This window comes from Microbacterium faecale (assembly GCF_014640975.1).
GTDB lineage: Bacteria > Actinomycetota > Actinomycetes > Actinomycetales > Microbacteriaceae > Microbacterium > Microbacterium faecale.
In genome coordinates this window covers 2189743-2207471 of sequence record NZ_BMHO01000001.1, presented here as the reverse complement: position 1 = coordinate 2207471, position 17729 = coordinate 2189743, and the positions used below count along the sequence as shown (strand labels likewise).

Below are 17729 nucleotides of genomic sequence, written 5' to 3'. Positions count from 1 at the left end.
CCCCGTTCTGCGTAGCATCCACATTTTCTCCCGAAGAGGCACCATGGTCACGTTCGTCGATGAGGTCACCCTGCACCTGAAGGCAGGCAAGGGCGGCAACGGGTGCGTTTCCGTGCGTCGCGAGAAGTTCAAGCCGCTCGGCGGTCCCGACGGCGGTAACGGCGGCGACGGCGGCGACGTCATCATCGTCGCCGATCCGCAGACGACGACGCTGCTCACCTACCATCACTCGCCCCACCGATCGTCCGAGAACGGCGGCTTCGGTATGGGGGATCTGCGACACGGCGCACGCGGCGCCCCGCTTGAGCTGGCCGTTCCGGTCGGCACGGTCGTGAAGGATCCCACGGGGCAGACCCTCGTCGACCTGGATGAACCCGGCATGCGCTTCCTTGCCGCTGCCGGCGGACAGGGCGGCCTCGGCAATGCGGCGCTGGCGTCGCAGAAGCGCAAGGCTCCCGGGTTCGCGCTGCTCGGCACTCCCGGGTGGCAGGGCGATGTCGTGCTCGAACTCAAGACGGTCGCGGATGTCGCGCTCGTCGGCTTCCCCTCGGCGGGCAAGTCCAGCCTGATCGCGGCCGTCTCCGCCGCGCGGCCGAAGATCGCCGACTATCCGTTCACGACGCTGCACCCGAACCTCGGCGTCGTACAAGCGGGCGACGCGCGCTTCACGGTCGCCGACGTTCCTGGGCTGATTGAGGGCGCGAGCGAGGGTCGAGGGCTCGGTCTCGAGTTCCTCCGCCACGTCGAACGGTGCACTGCGCTCGTGCACGTGCTCGACTGTGCCACGCTCGACCCCGGCCGCGACCCGGTCAGTGACCTCGAGGTGATCCGCTCAGAGCTGGCGAATTACCCGGTTCCCGACGGGCAGGTGCCGCTCCTCGATCGTCCCCAACTCGTCGTGCTCAACAAGGTCGACGTGCCGGAGGCCGAGGAGCTTGCCGCGTTCGTGCGCGCCGACATCGAGGCAATGGGCTACCGCGTCTTCGAGGTCTCCGCGGTCGCCCGGCGAGGGCTGCGAGAGCTCACCTTCGCGCTGGCGAAGGTCGTCGAGGAGCACCGCGCTCTCGCTCCGGTCGAGGAGTCGCGGGAGCGCATCACGATCCGCCCGCGCGACGCCGAGCGCGAGTTCGCCGTCGTGAAGGAGGGCGGCTCGCAGGGGACGTTCTTCCGGATCCGCGGCAGCAAGCCCGAGCGCTGGGTGCATCAGACGGACTTCAAGAATGACGAGGCGGTGGGCTATCTCGCCGACCGGCTCGAGAAGCTCGGGATCGAGAACGAGCTGTTCCGCGCCGGCGCCGAGCCGGGAGCCACCGTGGTCATCGGCGATGACGATATGGTCTTCGACTGGGATCCGGCCCTCACATCGGCCGCCGAACTCACCCAGGCGCCGCGCGGCATGGATCCGCGGCTGGAGGGCAATCGGCGACGCACCACGACGGAGCGCCGGGATGCGTACCATGCTCGCCAGGACGCCCGCACGATCGAGCGCGCCCTCGAGGAGGAACGCCGGCTCGCGCGCCGTGACGAGGACGAGGACACGGGAGCGCCCGCGTGACGGCTCGCGTGCGCAGCGACCTCAGCGAGGCGCGGCGCATCGTCGTCAAAGTCGGATCCTCGTCGATCAGTGGTGATGCGACGTGGCGCATCGACATGCTCGTCGACGCGATCGTCACAGCTCGTGCGCGCGGACAGGAGATCATCCTCGTCTCGTCGGGGGCGATCGCCACGGCGCTCTCGCTCCTCGACGTCGGAAGCGGACGCCCGGATGACCTCGCGACGCAGCAGGCGGCGGCCGCCGTCGGTCAGAATGTGCTGCTGTGGCGGTGGCAGTCGAGCCTCGACCGGCACAGCGTCCTTGCCGGACAGGTGCTGCTCACGCTCAGTGACCTGCAGCACATGACGCCGCGTATCAACGCCCGGCGCGCGATGGACCGGATGCTGACGCTCGGCGTGCTGCCGATCGTCAACGAGAACGACACCGTCGCGACTCACGAGATCCGGTTCGGCGACAACGACCGCCTCTCCGCGCTCGTCGCACACCTCATGAAGGCAGACGCTCTCGTGCTCCTCAGTGACATCACGGCGCTCTACACGGCGCCCCCGGACCGCCCGGGTTCCCGCCCGATCGACACAATCGGCCCGGAAGACGATCTGCGCGCGTACGAGTTCGGCGACAAGGTCGTCAATAGTGTCGGCACGGGTGGGGCGGCGACGAAGGCGATGGCCGCGCGGCTGGCGCAGGACCACGGAATCGGCGCGCTCGTCACGAGCGCGGATAATGTCTCTGAGGCCCTCGCCGGCGCGAACATCGGGACCTGGTTCGCGCCGACGCCGACGGCAGAGCCCGCGACTGGCACTCTGCCCGTGATTCGTGACGTTGACACCCAGGAGACGCGATGACCACCGATACCCCCGAGATTCGCTTCGCACGAGCGAAGGCCGCCTCACACTCCGTCGCGCGCCTGACGAGCGCGCAGAAGGCTGACGCGCTCGACGCGATCGCCGATGCTCTCGTGGCGAACGCTCCGCGGATCCTCGAGGCGAACGCGGAGGACCTGGAGCGCGGGCGTGCCGACGGCATCGGTGACGCGCTGCTCGATCGACTTGCGCTGACCGACGACCGCATCGCCGCGCTCGCGCAGGCGACGCGCGACGTCGGGGCACTCGCGGATCCGGTCGGCCAGGTGGTCCGCGGGCAACGGCTGCCGAACGGAATGCTGCTCGAGCAGGTTCGCGTGCCGTTCGGCGTCGTGGGGGCCATCTACGAGGCGCGTCCGAACGTCACGGTCGACATCGCCGCGCTCGCGCTGCGGTCGGGGAACGCCGTCGTGCTCCGCGGCGGTTCCGCGGCGCAGAGTTCGAACGCCGCTCTCGTGGCGATCATGTGCGAGGCGCTCGGCTCGGCGGGCGTCGATCGGGACGCGGTCCAGACGGTCGATGACTTCGGCCGCGACGGCGCGAACGCCCTCATGACCGCGCGCGGTCTCGTCGACGTGCTCGTCCCGCGGGGATCCGCCGGTCTCATCGAGACCGTGGTGACGACCTCCACGGTTCCCGTCATCGAGACGGGCGCTGGCAACGTGCACGTCGTGCTCGACGGGTCGGCTCCTGACGAGTGGGCGCTCGACATCACCGTGAACTCGAAGACCCACCGTCCGAGCGTCTGCAACTCGGCCGAGACCGTGCTCGTGGTGCGCTCCGCGGCCGAGCGGCTCGTGCCGGCCGTTGTCGGCGCACTTCAGGCGGCGGGGGTCACGGTGCACGGCGACGAGACCGTCCGCGGCTTGGCCGACGACGTCGTTCCGGCGACGGATGAAGACTGGGAGACGGAGTACCTGAGTCTTGACATCGCGATGCGCGTGGTCGACACGCTCGATGACGCGATCGCTCACATCGGCCGGTACAGCACGCAGCACACCGAGACGATCGTGACGGCCGACGTCGTGAACGCCGAGCGCTTCCTCGCCGAGGTCGACTCCGCCGCCGTGTTCGTGAATGCGTCGACGCGGTTCACCGACGGCGGCGAGTTCGGCTTCGGTGCCGAGGTCGGCATCTCGACGCAGAAGCTGCACGCCCGCGGTCCCATGGGGCTGCCAGAGTTGACGAGCACCAAATGGCTCGGACGCGGGTCCGGCCAGGTCCGAGCCTGATCGTCTAACCCACGCCCTGGCGATAAGCTAGGGGATCGACGCTCTCACCCTTCGAATGGAGTCAGGATGCACATCGCTTCCGGTCTGGCGCACCTCGCCGCCGAGTCCGAGCACCACGGCAACGTCGCGCTCGAGACGCTTCCCTACGGCATCGCCTCGATCGTGATCTTCGGCGTACTCGCGCTGATCACCGCGTCGTACCAGAACGTGGCCCACCGTCACGAGAAGCCGGTCCAGCACACCGACGAGAAGCACTAGGCAAAGCGGGTGACGACGGCGACGCGACCGGCCCGGATCGGGGTGATGGGGGGAACATTCGATCCCATCCACCACGGGCACCTCGTCGCCGCGAGCGAGGCGGCGACGAGCTTCGATCTCGACGAGGTCGTGTTCGTCCCGACGGGCCAGCCGTGGCACAAGCAGGCCGTCTCGCCAGCGCAGCAGCGTTATGAGATGACCGTCATCGCGACGGCATCGAACCCGGACTTCACCGTCAGCCGCGTCGATATCGAGCGCCAGGGCACGACCTACACCGTCGACACGCTGCGCGATCTGCGTGCGGAGCGGCCCGATGCCGAGTTCTTCTTCATCACGGGCGCTGACGCGGTCGCTCAGATGCTCGGGTGGCGCGATCACGATGAGCTCTGGCAGCTGGCTCACTTCGTGGCCGTCTCCCGGCCCGGCCATGACCTGAATACTCAGGATCTGCCGAGTGAGCGTGTGACGCGGCTTGAGATCCCCGCATTGGCGATATCCTCGACTGACTGCCGCGACCGCGTCGAGCAGGGGATGCCCGTGTGGTATCTCGTCCCGGACGGCGTGGTTCAGTACATCGCGAAACATCATCTGTATCGGAGCAGGGCATGAGCACATCCGGCGATCAGCCGACTCGCCCGCTGACGCGGCGCGAGTTGCGTGAGCTGCGCGCACAGGGCGGCGAGGCCGCCGTGCGCGAAGCGCTGAACGCCGGGGAAACGAGCCCCGCCGACACCCCGACCGGCGACCGTGGAACGCCGGTCACGTCGGAAGCCGCGCGTCCGGCAGATGCCGAGACTTTCGCGGAACCGCGTCGCGAGCCGAACATTGTGGCCACGTCATCGCCGGACGTCGACGTCCGTCCGCCGTTGACCCGCAAGGAGCTGCGTCGCCTCCGAACGAACGAAGTCCCCATCGTGACGCCGGACCAGGCAGGCGATTCCGGGCCAGACGAACCGTCGGAGCCGAGCGAACCGTTGGAGGAGCCAGAGGCGGACGAGTCGTCGACTCCCGCCGTCGGTCACGATCTCGAGACGTCGTCGAGCGAGGACGACGCGGGTGTCGACGAGCCGGCCACATTCGACGTCATCGAGGTCGATCCCGCTGAGTCGGACGACGATGAACCCGCCGACCCCGCCGTGCTGGAGCCGACGACGAGCTCGACCGAGATCCCGACGCTCAATCCGTCGTTCGGCGCCGGCGTCGGGCAGCGCACAGGAGACCGTGTCGGACCGACGTCGTTCGACGCGCTCATGGAACGGCAGTACACACAGACGTCGCCGAGTTCGATCATCATGACGAGCTCGCTCTCGCTTCCCGAGGGCATCGGATCCACGGGCGCCGCGAAGGGGACGACCGACGGCCGCGACGTCGACGCCGTGCTCATCGACGGCGAGCTGCCCGCGAGCTCGTCGCCCACACCGATCGCCGCGTCGGCAGCGATCTCGACGCAGAAGAGTGCGCACGAGGTCATCCGCCCTCCGACGCCGGACAAGGGCCGCGGTGTCCTCCTCGTCCTCGGTATCACCGCCGGCGCGCTAGGCATTGTCGCGATCGGAACGCTTGCCACCCTCTATTTCACGGGAGTCTTCAACTAGTGAATCCCTCGTCCATCGAGATGCTGCAGACTGCCGCGACCGCGGCCGACAAGATGGGCGGCGAGAACCTCGTGGCGCTCGACGTATCCGAGCCGATGCCGCTCGCCGACATCTTCTTCATCGTCACGGGACGGTCCGAGCGCAACGTCGTCGCGATCTCTGACGAGATCGAGCGCGAGCTGCTCGAGACCGGCCACAAGCTGCTTCGCCGCGAGGGGAAGACGGGCGGTCGCTGGGTGCTGTGCGACTTCGGCGACCTCGTCGTGCACGTGTTCCACGCGGAGGACCGCGAGTACTACGCGCTGGAGCGTCTGTGGAAGGACTGCCCGACCGTGCCGTTCGAGCTGCCGACACGCCCGCAGGCCTCGTCCGATTTCGCGGGTTGATTTCGCCTGTAGTAAACTGATCGGGTTGCCCCGCGGGGTAGCGAAGCGTGTATGGGCCCATGGCGCAGCTGGTAGCGCACCTGCATGGCATGCAGGGGGTCGGGGGTTCGAGTCCCCCTGGGTCCACCATTGTGATGAGTCGCGACAGAACTCTCACCTGAGTCGCGACATGTGTCACAAACGAGAGCTCGGTCATCGGCCGGGCTCTCGTTGTTGGTTGCGCCAGTATCCGCGGTCGGGATCGATTCCACCTCTCGAGAGCGCGCGAGTAGCCCGTGCAGCTCATGCCGCGGGATCTCGTACTCGGCCGCCGCCGACCTCGGGTGGGGCGGGGGAGTTGACCCCGGGCAGGTTCGGGGCCACGATGAGACAGTCGATGGCCCTCACGGCCCGAGCAGTCCCTGTCACCTCTCCGTGATGCCGTTCCTGGCGCCGTGGGTGGCGCTGCTGACCGTTTACCCCACGGTCTATCAATCCCTGCTGCGCGGCGCACAGTCGACCGTAGCTTCATGGGCCGGCGTCGGGTTGTCGTTCGTGATCGGCAGTTATCTGGGCGTTGGGCTATGGACGTTCGCCCTCGCCATTTTCGTGGGGCTGGTCGCGTCCAGAATCCCCTGGATCCGCCACGAAGGGGTAGCAATCGCCACCACGGGCATCTTCATTCTGGGCGACGGCTTCACGGAGCAACAGCCGGTTCTGCTCGACCGCATCATCGAAGTCGCCGTTGGAGCCGGTGTGGGGCTGGTGGTCAATCTCCTCCTCATCCCTCCGCTACGAGATCAGCAAGCCGCCCGCTATGTCGACGACATCAATCTGCGCATGGGCAAGGTCCTCATCAACATGGCGGACGAACTCGGGTCGTCGTGGGACACCCACGAGGCGGAGGTCTGGGCAGAGGAGATTGAATCAATGGGCACGGACCTCAGTCGTGCATGGCAGTCCGTGCGCAGCGCGCATAAGAGCCGCAGGGTCAACCTTCGGCTGCATCTGCGTGGCCCGATCCGCGGCGGTGAGAAGGACGGAAACACCGACTATGACGAGATCCTGGGCCGCGTGGACGAAGGCATCTCCCACCTGAGGCATCTTGCCCGGACCCTGCGGGAAGCGACGTACTCGGAGGGGGAATGGGATACGCGCTTCCGTGAACAGTGGGTGGAGATCGTGCGCGACGCGGGCCGCGCCATTGCCGACCCGGATACCGAGGTCGAATCGATCAGCGACCGCCTCGTCGGCCTCTCCGCGGACCTGTCGGATGATGAGGATCTGCCCCAGCGGTCATGGCCGCTCTACGGATCACTCATCACGAGCATGCGTCTCATCGCACTTGTGGTCGATGATGTCGCTTCCGCACGGGAAGCGCGCGAGAGCAAATGAGCTGGCAGCACGCGGGATCGACGCATTGACGACCGAGAGGATCTCGTCGAATCTCTCCAACGCCGACCTGCGTGTGGCGGGACCGTTGTTTTCGTCTTCGATTTCCTCGAGCAAGACCTTCGACAGGCAGTTGCGGCGCTCGAACGCGTGCCGCTGGTCTCTGCTGCGGCGAATCGCCACCTGCTCGCCCCGGCCCTGGTGATACGTTGACTCGTGAGGGAAGGACAGCAATGATGCTCGCCCACAGTGACGACACCACCGACCGGCAGGCCATCTTCGATCTCGTCACGAGGGAGAGGTTCTGTCGGGATCAGCGCAGGTTCGACCTCATGGCGGAATGCTTCCACGAGAATGCCTGGGTTCGCACGACCTGGTACGACGGCCTCGGCGGGCAGGCCTACGTCGACTCCACCCGTGAGCTGATCGGCGAAACGAATACTCGGGACTTCTCCGGTAAGCACTGGGTATTTCCCGCCTTCGCACGCATCGAAGGCGATCGCGGGCTCGTCGAGAGCCCGGCGAAGATCTTCAGCCGTTACGACATCGACGGCGTCGAGGCAGACCTCCACAGCTACTGCCGCTTCTTCTCGCGAACGATACGCGAGGAGGGGCGGTGGAAGATTCTGAGTTTTCACGTCCTCTTCGAGTGGGACGAACTGCGCCCGGTCATGCCCGGCCAGATTCCGGATCTTGACGTGGACCTTCTCTCGACGATGCGCCCGTCGTACCGGTTCCTCGGCTATATGCAGACGAAGAACGGCGTGAAGCTCAACCATGACCTGCTCGGAGACGATCGCTGGGATGATCTTGTCGCGTTTCACCGGGGTGAAGATGAATGGCTGGGTGGCGCCGGAGCGATCGACCACCCCGGTAACGAGGGCTAAGTCATATCGTCGCCGATCGCATAGCACCCGTCACTCGACGAACTCGCCGTCGATGGGAAGAGTCACACCGCTGAGGTGACTCTCTCGACCGGTCAGCAGGTAGGCGCCGGTATCGTCGGCCCTCCGGAATGGTGCCCGACGTGAGCAGCGGGGGCGAGGTGCGCCTCGCCTGCGACGCGCGCGGTGCTGATATGCCGATCAGGGGCGTCTGAACCATCGGACACATGTATCAGATGGGGCGCAACTGGTTCGTAATATGGACTACATGTGCACAATCTGGGGATTTGTGAAGCCCGCTTCATGCAATGATCGCCCTTGACCGCGGTGCTCCGTCAGCGTAAGTTCGATATATGAGCCAGATGCGTACAATCTGAACATTCGTCACCTGAACACGCAGACTCGACCTCGATGGGGAGGAAGCTTGTGGCCATCACGATCGCGGTGTCTTCCCATCGACCGGGCGCGCTGTGATGATCATCGGCTTCGTCCACCACCACGCTCGGACACGAAGAACCGTGCTCGCGCTGACAACCGACTCACCGTCTGACGCGCGACCAGGGACGACTCACCCCGAGCCGAACGGATGACCATACGATGACGACGACGGCACGCCCGAGGCACGGGCTTCGCCCCAGCTGGCTCCTGCTGATCCCCGGGCTCGCACTGCTCGCAGTGGTGCTCCTATTGCCGCTCTTCCAGAGTCTGCTGCGCAGTTTCGGCACGCCAGAGTTCACCCTCGAGCACTACACGAGCCTCTTCACCGACGGCGTGACGCTCACGATTCTCCTTCGGACGGCGACGACGGCGGTCGTCGTGACGCTCGTGACTTTCGTGCTCGGATTTCCCTACGCCTACCTGATGGCGCGAGTGAGCCCCCGGGTGCGCGGGGTCTTGCTGGTCATCGTGCTTGTTCCGTTCTGGACCTCCGTCATGGCCCGCAACTTCGCCTGGGTCATCATCTTGCAGCGGGGCGGCCCGGTGCAGAGCATCTTCGAGTTCTTCGGGATACAGGACGTTGTGTTCTACGGGGACGTGGTCGGCGTCACGATCGCCATGAGTCAGGTGATGCTTCCGTTTATGGTGCTTCCGCTCTACAGCGTCCTCGGATCCATCGACCGGCGGCTCCTGCTCGCTGCGAGGGGGCTCGGATCGTCGCCCCTGGTGGCCTTTTGGAAGATCTATTGGCCGCTCGCGCGCGGCGGCGTCGTTTCCGGCATCATTCTCGTCTTCACACTGAGCATCGGCTTCTACGTGACCCCGGCACTGCTCGGTTCTCCGCAGGAATCACTCCTCGCGCAGCTGCTCGCCACCCGCACCACGCAGCTCCTCGACTTCGCTGGCGCTGGCGCGCTCGGCATGCTCGTGCTCGTCGTCACGCTTGTGCTCGTGGCCTGGGCGAATCGGTTCGGCGGCACCATCTCTGCGGTCGGTGTCGTCTCCACGTCGCAGAGGAAGGACGACTCATGACGACGTCACCGGAACTCCGCGACGAGGCGCTGGTCGAGGCACGCCCGCGGCGGCGCGACCGCGGAGTCGATCCGATCCCGTGGTGGCTGACCACGATCGGGGTGATCGTTGCGCTCTACTTCATCCTTCCCACGCTCATCGTGATCCCGTTGAGCTTCAGCGCCAGGACCGACTTCGTCTTCCCTCCCGAGGGATTCTCACTCCAGTGGTACGAGACCTTCTTCACGGACCCCCGCTGGTTGAGTTCCCTCGGGAACTCGGTGCTGGTGGCGGTGTTCGCCGCGCTCGTCGCGACAGTCGTGGGCACCGCGGCGGCAGTCGCGCTGAATCGTCTGACGAGCAAGTTCGCCGGGTTTCTGCGCACCCTGCTCATGATCTCGTTGGTGACCCCGACCATCGTGGTCGCAGTCGCCGTGTACATCTCGTTTCTGCAGTGGCACCTCACCGGCAGTGCGTTCGGCTATGTGCTCGCCCATGCCACGCTCGGAGTGCCGTTCGTGCTCGTGGCGGTGACGAGCTCGCTCGGCGGCTTCGATCAGACGCTGCTGCGCGCTTCGGCATCGCTCGGCGCCTCTCCGCTGCGTTCATTCATCCGGGTCACCATGCCTCTCATCAGCCGGGGCGTGATCAGTGGCGCGATCTTCGCTTTCGTGACCTCCTTCGACGAGGTGGTCATCGCCCTGTTCTTGCGATCGCCCACGTTTCAGACGCTCCCTGTGCAGATGTACAACGCGGTGACGCACGAGCTCGACCCCACGATCTCAGCGGCATCGACGCTCGTCGTCGTCGTCGTGACCATCATCGTCTTAGTCCCGCAACTGATCGGTACCCGCAGGAAGTCCCGTTAGGAGAAATGCCGTGACCAGGTCGAACAAGGAACAGGCGGCCCCGGTGGAGTCGTCAGCGACGGCAGAAAAGCAGGGGACTCGGATCCGACTGGAGGGCGTCTCCAAGGACTACGGTCACGCCATCCGCGCTGTCTCCGACATTTCTCTCACCATCGAGCCGGGGGAGTTCATGACCCTGCTCGGCCCCAGCGGCTCTGGCAAGACGACGACCCTCAACCTCATCGCCGGCTTCGAAACGCTCAGCGCGGGAACAATCGCCCTCAACGGCGAAGACGTGGGCAGGCTGCCCCCGCATAGGCGCAACCTGGGCATGCTGTTCCAGAACTATGCGCTCTTCCCGCACATGACAGTCGCTCAGAACGTCGCCTACCCGCTGCGCGAGCGCCGGGTGGCCAAGGACGAGATCACTCGCCGAGTCGCTACGGTTCTCGAGTTGGTGCACCTGGTCGGACGCGACGACAACTATCCCTCCCAACTTTCCGGTGGGCAGCAGCAGCGGGTCGCGCTGGCGCGTGCCATCGTCTTCAACCCCAAGGCCCTCCTCCTCGACGAGCCGCTCGGCGCGCTCGACCGCAACCTCCGGAGCGCTCTGCAGACGCAGATACGTCGTATTCACCGCGAGGTCGGATCGACGTTCGTCTTCGTGACGCACGATCAAGAGGAGGCGATGAACCTCTCCGACCGCATCGCACTGTTCGACAACGGTCGAATCGAGCAGGTTGGCTCGCCTGAGGAGCTCTACAGAGCACCAGAGTCGCTGTTCACGGCGAGGTTCCTCGGCGACTCGAACGTGTTCGACGTCGGTGACTCCGCCACCGGCCGACAGGTCAGGTGGGAAGAGGAGACGTGGACCGTCGATCCCGGAACTGTCTCGGATCACCCAGGCGTGCTCTCGCGCAGCGCGATCGTCGTCCGACCGGAAGACGTCGGTATCGCGCGCGACATCAGCTCGGTGCCAGCCGGCGCCAATTCCGTCAGTGCGACCCTTCGTGACCTCGAATACATGGGGTCGTACCGCACCGCGATGCTGGCGGTCGGACGCGCAGGCCAGCCGGCGACGGCGCGGATCGACGCGTTCGATTCCACGCTCACGCTCGGCGATGAAGTCGTCGCGTGGTGGAAACCCGAGCGACAGCGGATCGTCGCCGCCTGACTCTCATGGGGACAGCACCCAGACCATCAACACACAGACAACTGAACAGGCATTGCACTTTGAAGAATCACGTGCCCGGTTTCACAGGGCCTCACTCCTGAGAAAGAAGGATGACAATGGTGTCAAGATCCAAGGCCGCCCGCGTGGGCGTCAGCACGATCGCACTGGTGGGGATTCTCGCTGGCTGCGCTGGCGCGGCGGAATCATCGGGCGGCGACGCCGATGCGGCCGTCTCCATCACATACGTCGGATACGGCGGCGATGGCCAGGACGCACAGATCAAAGCCTGGCAGAAGTCGTACACGGCCGAGAATCCGGACGTGACCTTCGTCAACACCTCACCGCCTGACGTTGCGCAGGTGAAGGCTCAAGTCGATGCCAACGCGGTCCAGTGGGACGTCGTGGCCGTTGCCCCGTACGCGGCGGAGCAGAACTGCGGAACGCTTTTCGAGCACCTCGCTCTCGACAACATCGATCAGACCAATCTGGTGGAGGGTTCCGTCGGTGACTGCTACGTCGCCAACTGGATCAACACGACGCCGTTGGCGTATCGCACCGATGCCTATCCCGAGGGTGAAGGGCCCGAGACGATCGCCGACTTCTTCGATACGGAGAAGTTCCCCGGCCCCCGCGGTGTCGTGACCAACTTGCAGAACGGGATTCTCGAGTACCCGCTGATCGCTGATGGTGTGAAGGCAGACGAACTGTATCCGCTCGATGTCGACCGTGCGCTCGACAAGTGGGACACGGTCCGCGATGTGACGACATTCGCCCCGAACGTCGGTGCCCTCCAGCAGGCGGTCGCTGCCGATCAGGTCGACATGTTCTTCCTCCCCGACTCTCGAATCGTGCCCATGCTCACTGACGGAGACGAGATCACCGTCGTCTGGGATGTGGCCGTCGCGTCGCTCAACGCGTTCGCGGTTCCGCTGGGCTCCACCAAGAAAGAGGCGGTTGAGGACTTCGTCTCCAGCGTCGTCGAGCCGGGCCCAGTCGCCAAGATCTCCGAACTTCTCGGTGTGGCGCCCATCAACAGCGAAGCCAAGCCGAAGCTCGATGAGTTCGCCACTCAGGTCGCCGTCTTCGATCCCGAGGTCAACCCGGGCGATACCGTGATCCAGGACGTGCCGTGGTACGCGGAGAACTTCAACGAGACGACGATCACGTTGACCGACTGGCTGGCCGGTTGACACCCGTGGCCGCCGCACCCTGCTGAGCTGGGTGCCGCCGTGAAAATCGCGGCGGCACCCAGTCTCTGGTGCGCGCGGGCCCATCGCGCCTCCCGTTGAGATGCAGGTGAGCCGTACCCGTGAACACGCGTGGGGTCTGCTGTCACACTCGGCGGCAGAACGACAATCACGACGATGTCGATGGTGAGTCGAGAAGCAGCGTGCAGGTCAACATCTCTGCGGCGTTCTCCGTCGTGCACAGCAAGGCGGCGCAGGATTGATCGGCGCGGATGAGCGGGAGCCGCGACCGAGTTTCCCGCGCGTGAGGCAGGGCTCCGCCGACGCCCGACTGGCTTGTTATGCCGCCCGGTCGCGCGCGAGTAAGTTGTGGAGCATGTTCGATACCGACGTTGAGATGGCCGATACGGGCGCCCGATGGAGAGGGGTGTGACGGTGGCTGAGGAGACGACGATCGTCGACCTGTCCGCAGCGACTGACGAACTCCTCGCGTCGGCCGCAGACTCCCGGGCGGGTCGCGCGACGCGAGTGTTCCGTGCTGCGCCCGGCGGCCAGCTCTCACAGGTGATGATGGCGTTGATGGCGGGCAGGGATCTGTCGGAGCATGACAACCCGGGCGAGGCCATGCTGCACGTGCTGCGCGGCCGGGTGAGGATGACGGCGGGAGCCGACTCGTGGGAGCTGGGTGCCGGCACGCACATGGTGATCCCGCAGCACCGGCACAGCGTGGTGGCTCTGGAGGACGCGGCGTTTCTGCTGACCGTCGTCCGCGGGTCGCGGTGATGGGCACCGACGGGATCCGCGTGCAGCCGTCTTTGTCGCCGGCAGTCGCGGGCATGCCGATCGGGCTCGTGCTGGCGCATCTCCGCGCAGGGTGATGAACCCGTCTGGTCCGCCGTCAGATGAGACCGGTGCGCTGCGCTACGTGGATCGCGCGCGCCCGGCTGTCGACGTCGAGCTTCGTGAAGATGTGCGAGATATGGCTCTTGACGGTCGCCTCGGTGACGAAGAGCGTGCGCGCGATCTCGCGGTTGGCGGCACCGGTCGCCAGCAACTTCAGCACGTCGACTTCGCGCGCGGTGAGGCGGGGGAGAGGGCGACGCATACCATCGAAAACGCGCGCCGCCAGGTCGGGCGCGAGCACGGTCTCGCCGCGTGCGGCACGCTGGATGCCGTCGATGATCTCCCGCGGATCGACGTCCTTGAGGAGGTAGCCGGCCGCTCCCGCCGAGATCGCACCGAGGATCTCCGCGTCACGATCGAACGTTGTGAGAATGAGCACGGCGGGTGGCGGATCGAGTCGACGGAGCGCGGCCGTCGCCTCGATGCCGTCCATTCCGTCGCCGAGGCGCAGATCGCAGAGCACGACGTCCGGACGCAGCGTCTCAGCGAGAGCGACAGCCTGTTCTCCGGTCGCGACCTCTCCCACGATGGCGAGCGAGCCGCTGGCCGCGAGGACGGCGCGTAGTCCGGTGCGGACGACCGGGTGGTCGTCGACGAGGAGCACGGTGGTGGTCATGGCCTCTGCTCCTGGGCGGCGTCGTCGGGCGCGGCGGAGGCGCGGAGCGGGAGGTGTGCCGAGATCGCGGTTCCGTCTCCGCGCGCCGACTCGACGTCGAGGCCGCCCGCGAGCTCGCGCAGCCGGTCCCGCATGAAGATCAGCCCGAAGCTCGATTCGGGCGTCGGGGGACGCGCGTCCCAGGAAGTGGGATCGAAACCGTCACCGTCGTCGATGATGTCCAGCCGGACGGTGTCGTCGGCGTCGATGAGGCTCATGACCACGCGGCTCGCGGCGGAATGCTGTCGGACGTTCGCGAGCGCGGACTGGGCGGTACGCAGCAGCGCGACCTCGACGTCGGGCGGCAGCGACGGCACGGTCTCGTCGATGCGCAGCTCGGTGCGGATCCCCGTTTCGTCCCGCACGCGGTCGAGCATACGCCCGAGGGCATCGGCCAGAGCCTCATCCTCCAGCGCCGCGGGCGTCAATGCCGCGACGATTCGTCGCACGTCCGTCAGGCTGTCGCCCGCGAGGGACTCGAGCCTCCTCAGCGTCTCCGATGCCGCGGCATCGGATGTCTGGCTCGACGCGGCGTGCGCGAGGAGGCGGATGGAGGACAGCGCCTGGGCGATCGAATCGTGAATGTCGCGTGCGATGCGCGTGCGCTCGGCGACCGCGCCGGAGTGCCGTTGGGCCAGCACGAGCTCGTCCTGGAGCGCCGCGGCCTCCTCCTGTGCTCGGGTGAGCGATGCGACGAGGCGTTCGCGTTCCGCCGCGTCCCGGAGGAGTTGCAGGTACCCGCGTGAGATGCCGAAGGCGAAGACGCCGCCGATCAGCGGGCCGAGCACGTTCGCGTAGCTTGTCGCGCCATGGTGCACGATCAGTGCCGCGATCGCGACGGCGAGCACGAGCCCCGAGAAGACGAGGCCCCCGCGCAGCGGCAGCAGATGACCCGCGAGTAGCCACAGCAGGAATGCGAGCCACACGAACTCGGCCGAGACGGCCACAGCGATGACCCAGATCGTGGCGAAGCCGAGGAGCCACCACACGACACGTCGGCGCGCTCCGCTCGTCGACGGCAGGAGTGCACCTGCCGTGTGCCACGCGAGCACAGCCGCGCCGACGAGTGCCGCGATCGGCAACGGGACGCCATCTCCGCTCGCCCTGACGACGCCGACGACGGTGAGGAGCACGGCCATGGCGTGCTGCCCCCACTCCATCGCCCGCGCGGTCGCGCCCGCCCCCGTGCGTCCGAGCGGTTCAGGCTCGGACAGCGTCGTGTGGATCGGTCGCATCTGTTGATTCTCTCGCGTTCGTGCGCGGCGCGCTCGGCCACCACACGCGGTCTCCGATGAGGCGGAAGGTCGCAGGGACGATCACGGCGCGCACGACGAGCGTGTCGACAAGGACGCCGATGCCGACGATGAGGCCGAGCTGTCCGAGCGTGACCAGCGGCAGCACGCCCAGCGCGGCGAACACGGCCGCGAGGACCACTCCGGCGCTGGTGATCACCCCTCCGGTGTGCGCGACCGCGTCGATCATCGCCGCTCGCGTGCCGTGCACGGCTGCCTCGCTCCGGGCGCGGTGCACGAGGAAAATCGTGTAGTCGATCCCTAGCGCGACGAGGAAGAGGAACGCCAGGATCGGAACCTGCAGGTCCAGGGCATCCCACCCGAACAGGACGCGCCCGAGCCATGTGCCCGCGCCGATGGCGGCGACCGCGCTGACGAAGTTGACCACGAGGAGCAGCACGGGAGCGATGAGTGAGCGCAACAGCACGACGAGCACGAGGAAGCTGACCCCGAGGACGAGCGGCGCGATGACGCCCAGATCGCGTTCGTTTCCTCCTCGCGCGTCGAGGTCGGCCGCGACGGCGCCCCCGACGAGCGCATCCGCGCCGTCGATCGGGTGCACGGTGTCGCGCAGTTCCGAGATCTGTTCGAGGCTGGCGTCCGTTCCCGGAGAGTATTCGCTCGTCACCATGATCTTCGTCACCGCGGAGTCCCCGGACTCGCCTGCAGGGTGGGCACGCACGACGCCGTCGACGTCGGCCGCGGCGACAGTGACGTCGTCGGCGTGCTCCGAGTTCGCGACGATCAGGATCGGCTGGGCCTCGCCCGGCGGAAAGTGCGCTGAGAGCGTCTCCAGTCCGACGGCGGATTCGGAGGGCACGCGGAACTTCTCGATCTGGTCGAGTCCCACCTGGGCGCCGAAGAGGCCGGCCGCCATGACGGCCAGCAGCGCGGCGCCCGCGAGCAGGCTTGCCACGGGGCGCTTTGCGACCCGGGTCGCACCGGCGCGCCACGCGCTGCCGTGCACGCGCGCATCACCCGGTCGAGGAACGAACGGCCAGAAGATCCGCCGGCCGCAGACGGCGAGGAAAGGCGGCAGGACGAGCAGGACGGCGGCGAGCGCGATGAGCAGTCCGATGGCCGCGGGGATCCCGAGCCCGCGCGTCAATGGGATCGCGGCGAAGACGAGTGTGGCGAGCGCCAGCACGACCGTGACGTTCGATGCGAGGATCGCCGGGAGCGTCGCCCGCCAGGCCGTCGCCAGAGCGACGCGGTGATCTCCCGTCCGCTGCAGTTCCTCGCGGTAGCGTGAGATGAGCAGCAGTGCGTAGTTCGTGCCCGCGCCGAAGACGAGCACGCTGATGATCCCCGCATCGAACGCCAGGCCCCACGCGGAGCCCGCTGCGGCGGTGACGCGCCCCGCGAGCCCGTCGGCGACGCCGATGACGGTCAGCGGGATGAGCCACAGCACCGGCGAACGGTAGGTCAGGACCAGCAGAACCGCGACGATCGCGATCGTCACGACGAGGAGGGTGAGATCGGCGCCGTCGAACGCGGAGGCGACGTCGGCACCGAACGCGGGCCCGCCCGTGACCTGTAGCTGAAGACCATCCGGAGCGTGCTCGGCGAGCGCACTCCGCATCGCCTCGATGGTGGCGCCGGTCTCGGTGTTGTCCGCGCCGACCGCGATCGGCACGACGAGGACGGCGGCCTGCCCGTCGTCGCTGACCAGTGGCCCGCTCGGATCCGCGTCGGCGTGTGTGTTGAGCACCGGCAGCAGCTCATCCAGCTCGGCGAGGTCGCTGTCGGCCAGCGTTTCGTTGTCGTCGCGAGTGGCCACGACGAGGACGGGCTGGCGATCGGAATCGGGGAAAGCATCCAGTACGTCGCTGACACGCGAGCTCTCCGAATCCGCCGGCGCGTGCGCCGTGCGAACCGGCGCCTGGGCTCCACCGAAGATGCCGAACAGCACCACGAGTGCGAGAAGCGACGCACCGAGCGCGATCCAAGCGCCGCGGCGCGAGACCAGCCGATCTGAGAACCGTGAAGTGTGAGGAGAACCCGTCATACCCACAAGCCCATCAAGATCCTCCCGGCCGGACATCGGGAATCGGAATGTCGTCTGTCTCCATCAAAA

At 66.8% G+C, this 17729-nt stretch carries 17 protein-coding genes and 1 tRNA gene; 15 read left to right on the top strand and 3 right to left on the bottom strand.

Going from position 1 to position 17729, the window contains the following annotated elements; translation table 11 throughout:
• The first annotated feature begins 43 nt into the window (after positions 1-43).
• From obgE to IEW87_RS10355, 15 genes are all read left to right on the top strand, one after another.
• Positions 44-1555, top strand: a complete 1512-nt coding sequence (gene obgE, locus IEW87_RS10425; RefSeq protein WP_188712155.1) for a GTPase ObgE — start codon at positions 44-46, stop codon at positions 1553-1555.
• Positions 1552-2400, top strand: coding sequence for a glutamate 5-kinase (gene proB / locus IEW87_RS10420; protein ID WP_188712154.1), 849 nt, complete (start codon positions 1552-1554; stop codon positions 2398-2400). Before obgE ends, proB begins: the two co-directional genes overlap by 4 nt.
• Positions 2397-3650: a glutamate-5-semialdehyde dehydrogenase gene (locus IEW87_RS10415; protein WP_188712153.1), complete on the top strand. Its 1254-nt coding sequence runs from the start codon at positions 2397-2399 to the stop codon at positions 3648-3650. The genes proB and IEW87_RS10415 overlap by 4 nt, the downstream gene beginning before the upstream one ends.
• 66 nt (positions 3651-3716) lie before the next feature.
• Positions 3717-3908, top strand: a complete 192-nt coding sequence (locus IEW87_RS10410) for a hypothetical protein (RefSeq protein ID WP_188712152.1) — start codon at positions 3717-3719, stop codon at positions 3906-3908.
• 9 nt (positions 3909-3917) lie between these two features.
• Entirely contained in the window at positions 3918-4517 is a 600-nt protein-coding gene (gene nadD / locus IEW87_RS10405) for a nicotinate-nucleotide adenylyltransferase (RefSeq protein WP_188712151.1), read from the top strand.
• Entirely contained in the window at positions 4514-5503 is a 990-nt protein-coding gene (locus IEW87_RS10400) for a hypothetical protein (protein ID WP_188712150.1), read from the top strand. The genes nadD and IEW87_RS10400 overlap by 4 nt, the downstream gene beginning before the upstream one ends.
• Before the next feature lie 20 nt (positions 5504-5523).
• Positions 5524-5889, top strand: a complete 366-nt coding sequence (gene rsfS / locus IEW87_RS10395; RefSeq protein ID WP_188712751.1) for a ribosome silencing factor — start codon at positions 5524-5526, stop codon at positions 5887-5889.
• 53 nt (positions 5890-5942) lie between these two features.
• A tRNA-Ala gene (locus IEW87_RS10390) sits at positions 5943-6018 on the top strand.
• A 288-nt stretch (positions 6019-6306) separates the two neighbouring features.
• Positions 6307-7263, top strand: a complete 957-nt coding sequence (locus tag IEW87_RS10385) for an FUSC family protein (protein ID WP_188712149.1) — start codon at positions 6307-6309, stop codon at positions 7261-7263.
• Between the two features lie 233 nt (positions 7264-7496).
• Positions 7497-8147, top strand: coding sequence for a nuclear transport factor 2 family protein (locus tag IEW87_RS10380; protein ID WP_229731090.1), 651 nt, complete (start codon positions 7497-7499; stop codon positions 8145-8147).
• A 594-nt stretch (positions 8148-8741) separates the two neighbouring features.
• Positions 8742-9614: an ABC transporter permease gene (locus tag IEW87_RS10375; RefSeq protein WP_188712147.1), complete on the top strand. Its 873-nt coding sequence runs from the start codon at positions 8742-8744 to the stop codon at positions 9612-9614.
• Positions 9611-10462, top strand: coding sequence for an ABC transporter permease (locus IEW87_RS10370; RefSeq protein WP_188712146.1), 852 nt, complete (start codon positions 9611-9613; stop codon positions 10460-10462). Before IEW87_RS10375 ends, IEW87_RS10370 begins: the two co-directional genes overlap by 4 nt.
• A 10-nt stretch (positions 10463-10472) precedes the next feature.
• A complete protein-coding gene (locus tag IEW87_RS10365) occupies positions 10473-11615 on the top strand; it encodes an ABC transporter ATP-binding protein (RefSeq protein WP_229731088.1) in 1143 nt (380 codons plus the stop codon).
• A gap of 119 nt (positions 11616-11734) precedes the next feature.
• Complete coding sequence (locus tag IEW87_RS10360) at positions 11735-12805, top strand: extracellular solute-binding protein (RefSeq protein ID WP_188712145.1); 1071 nt, start codon at positions 11735-11737, stop codon at positions 12803-12805.
• 432 nt (positions 12806-13237) lie between these two features.
• Positions 13238-13585: a cupin domain-containing protein gene (locus IEW87_RS10355; RefSeq protein WP_229731086.1), complete on the top strand. Its 348-nt coding sequence runs from the start codon at positions 13238-13240 to the stop codon at positions 13583-13585.
• 115 nt (positions 13586-13700) lie between these two features.
• Here the strand turns inward: IEW87_RS10355 and IEW87_RS10350 are convergent, their stop codons facing one another.
• The 3 genes from IEW87_RS10350 to IEW87_RS10340 are packed head-to-tail and all read right to left on the bottom strand — an operon-like array spanning position 13701 to position 17660.
• Positions 13701-14321 carry a response regulator gene (locus tag IEW87_RS10350; RefSeq protein WP_188712143.1) on the bottom strand — a complete coding sequence of 207 codons (621 nt, stop codon included), beginning with the start codon at positions 14319-14321 and terminating at the stop codon, positions 13701-13703.
• Positions 14318-15595 carry a sensor histidine kinase gene (locus IEW87_RS10345; protein ID WP_188712142.1) on the bottom strand — a complete coding sequence of 426 codons (1278 nt, stop codon included), beginning with the start codon at positions 15593-15595 and terminating at the stop codon, positions 14318-14320. Before IEW87_RS10345 ends, IEW87_RS10350 begins: the two co-directional genes overlap by 4 nt.
• Positions 15561-17660, bottom strand: coding sequence for an MMPL family transporter (locus IEW87_RS10340; RefSeq protein WP_188712141.1), 2100 nt, complete (start codon positions 17658-17660; stop codon positions 15561-15563). Before IEW87_RS10340 ends, IEW87_RS10345 begins: the two co-directional genes overlap by 35 nt.
• Positions 17661-17729 lie beyond the last annotated feature (69 nt).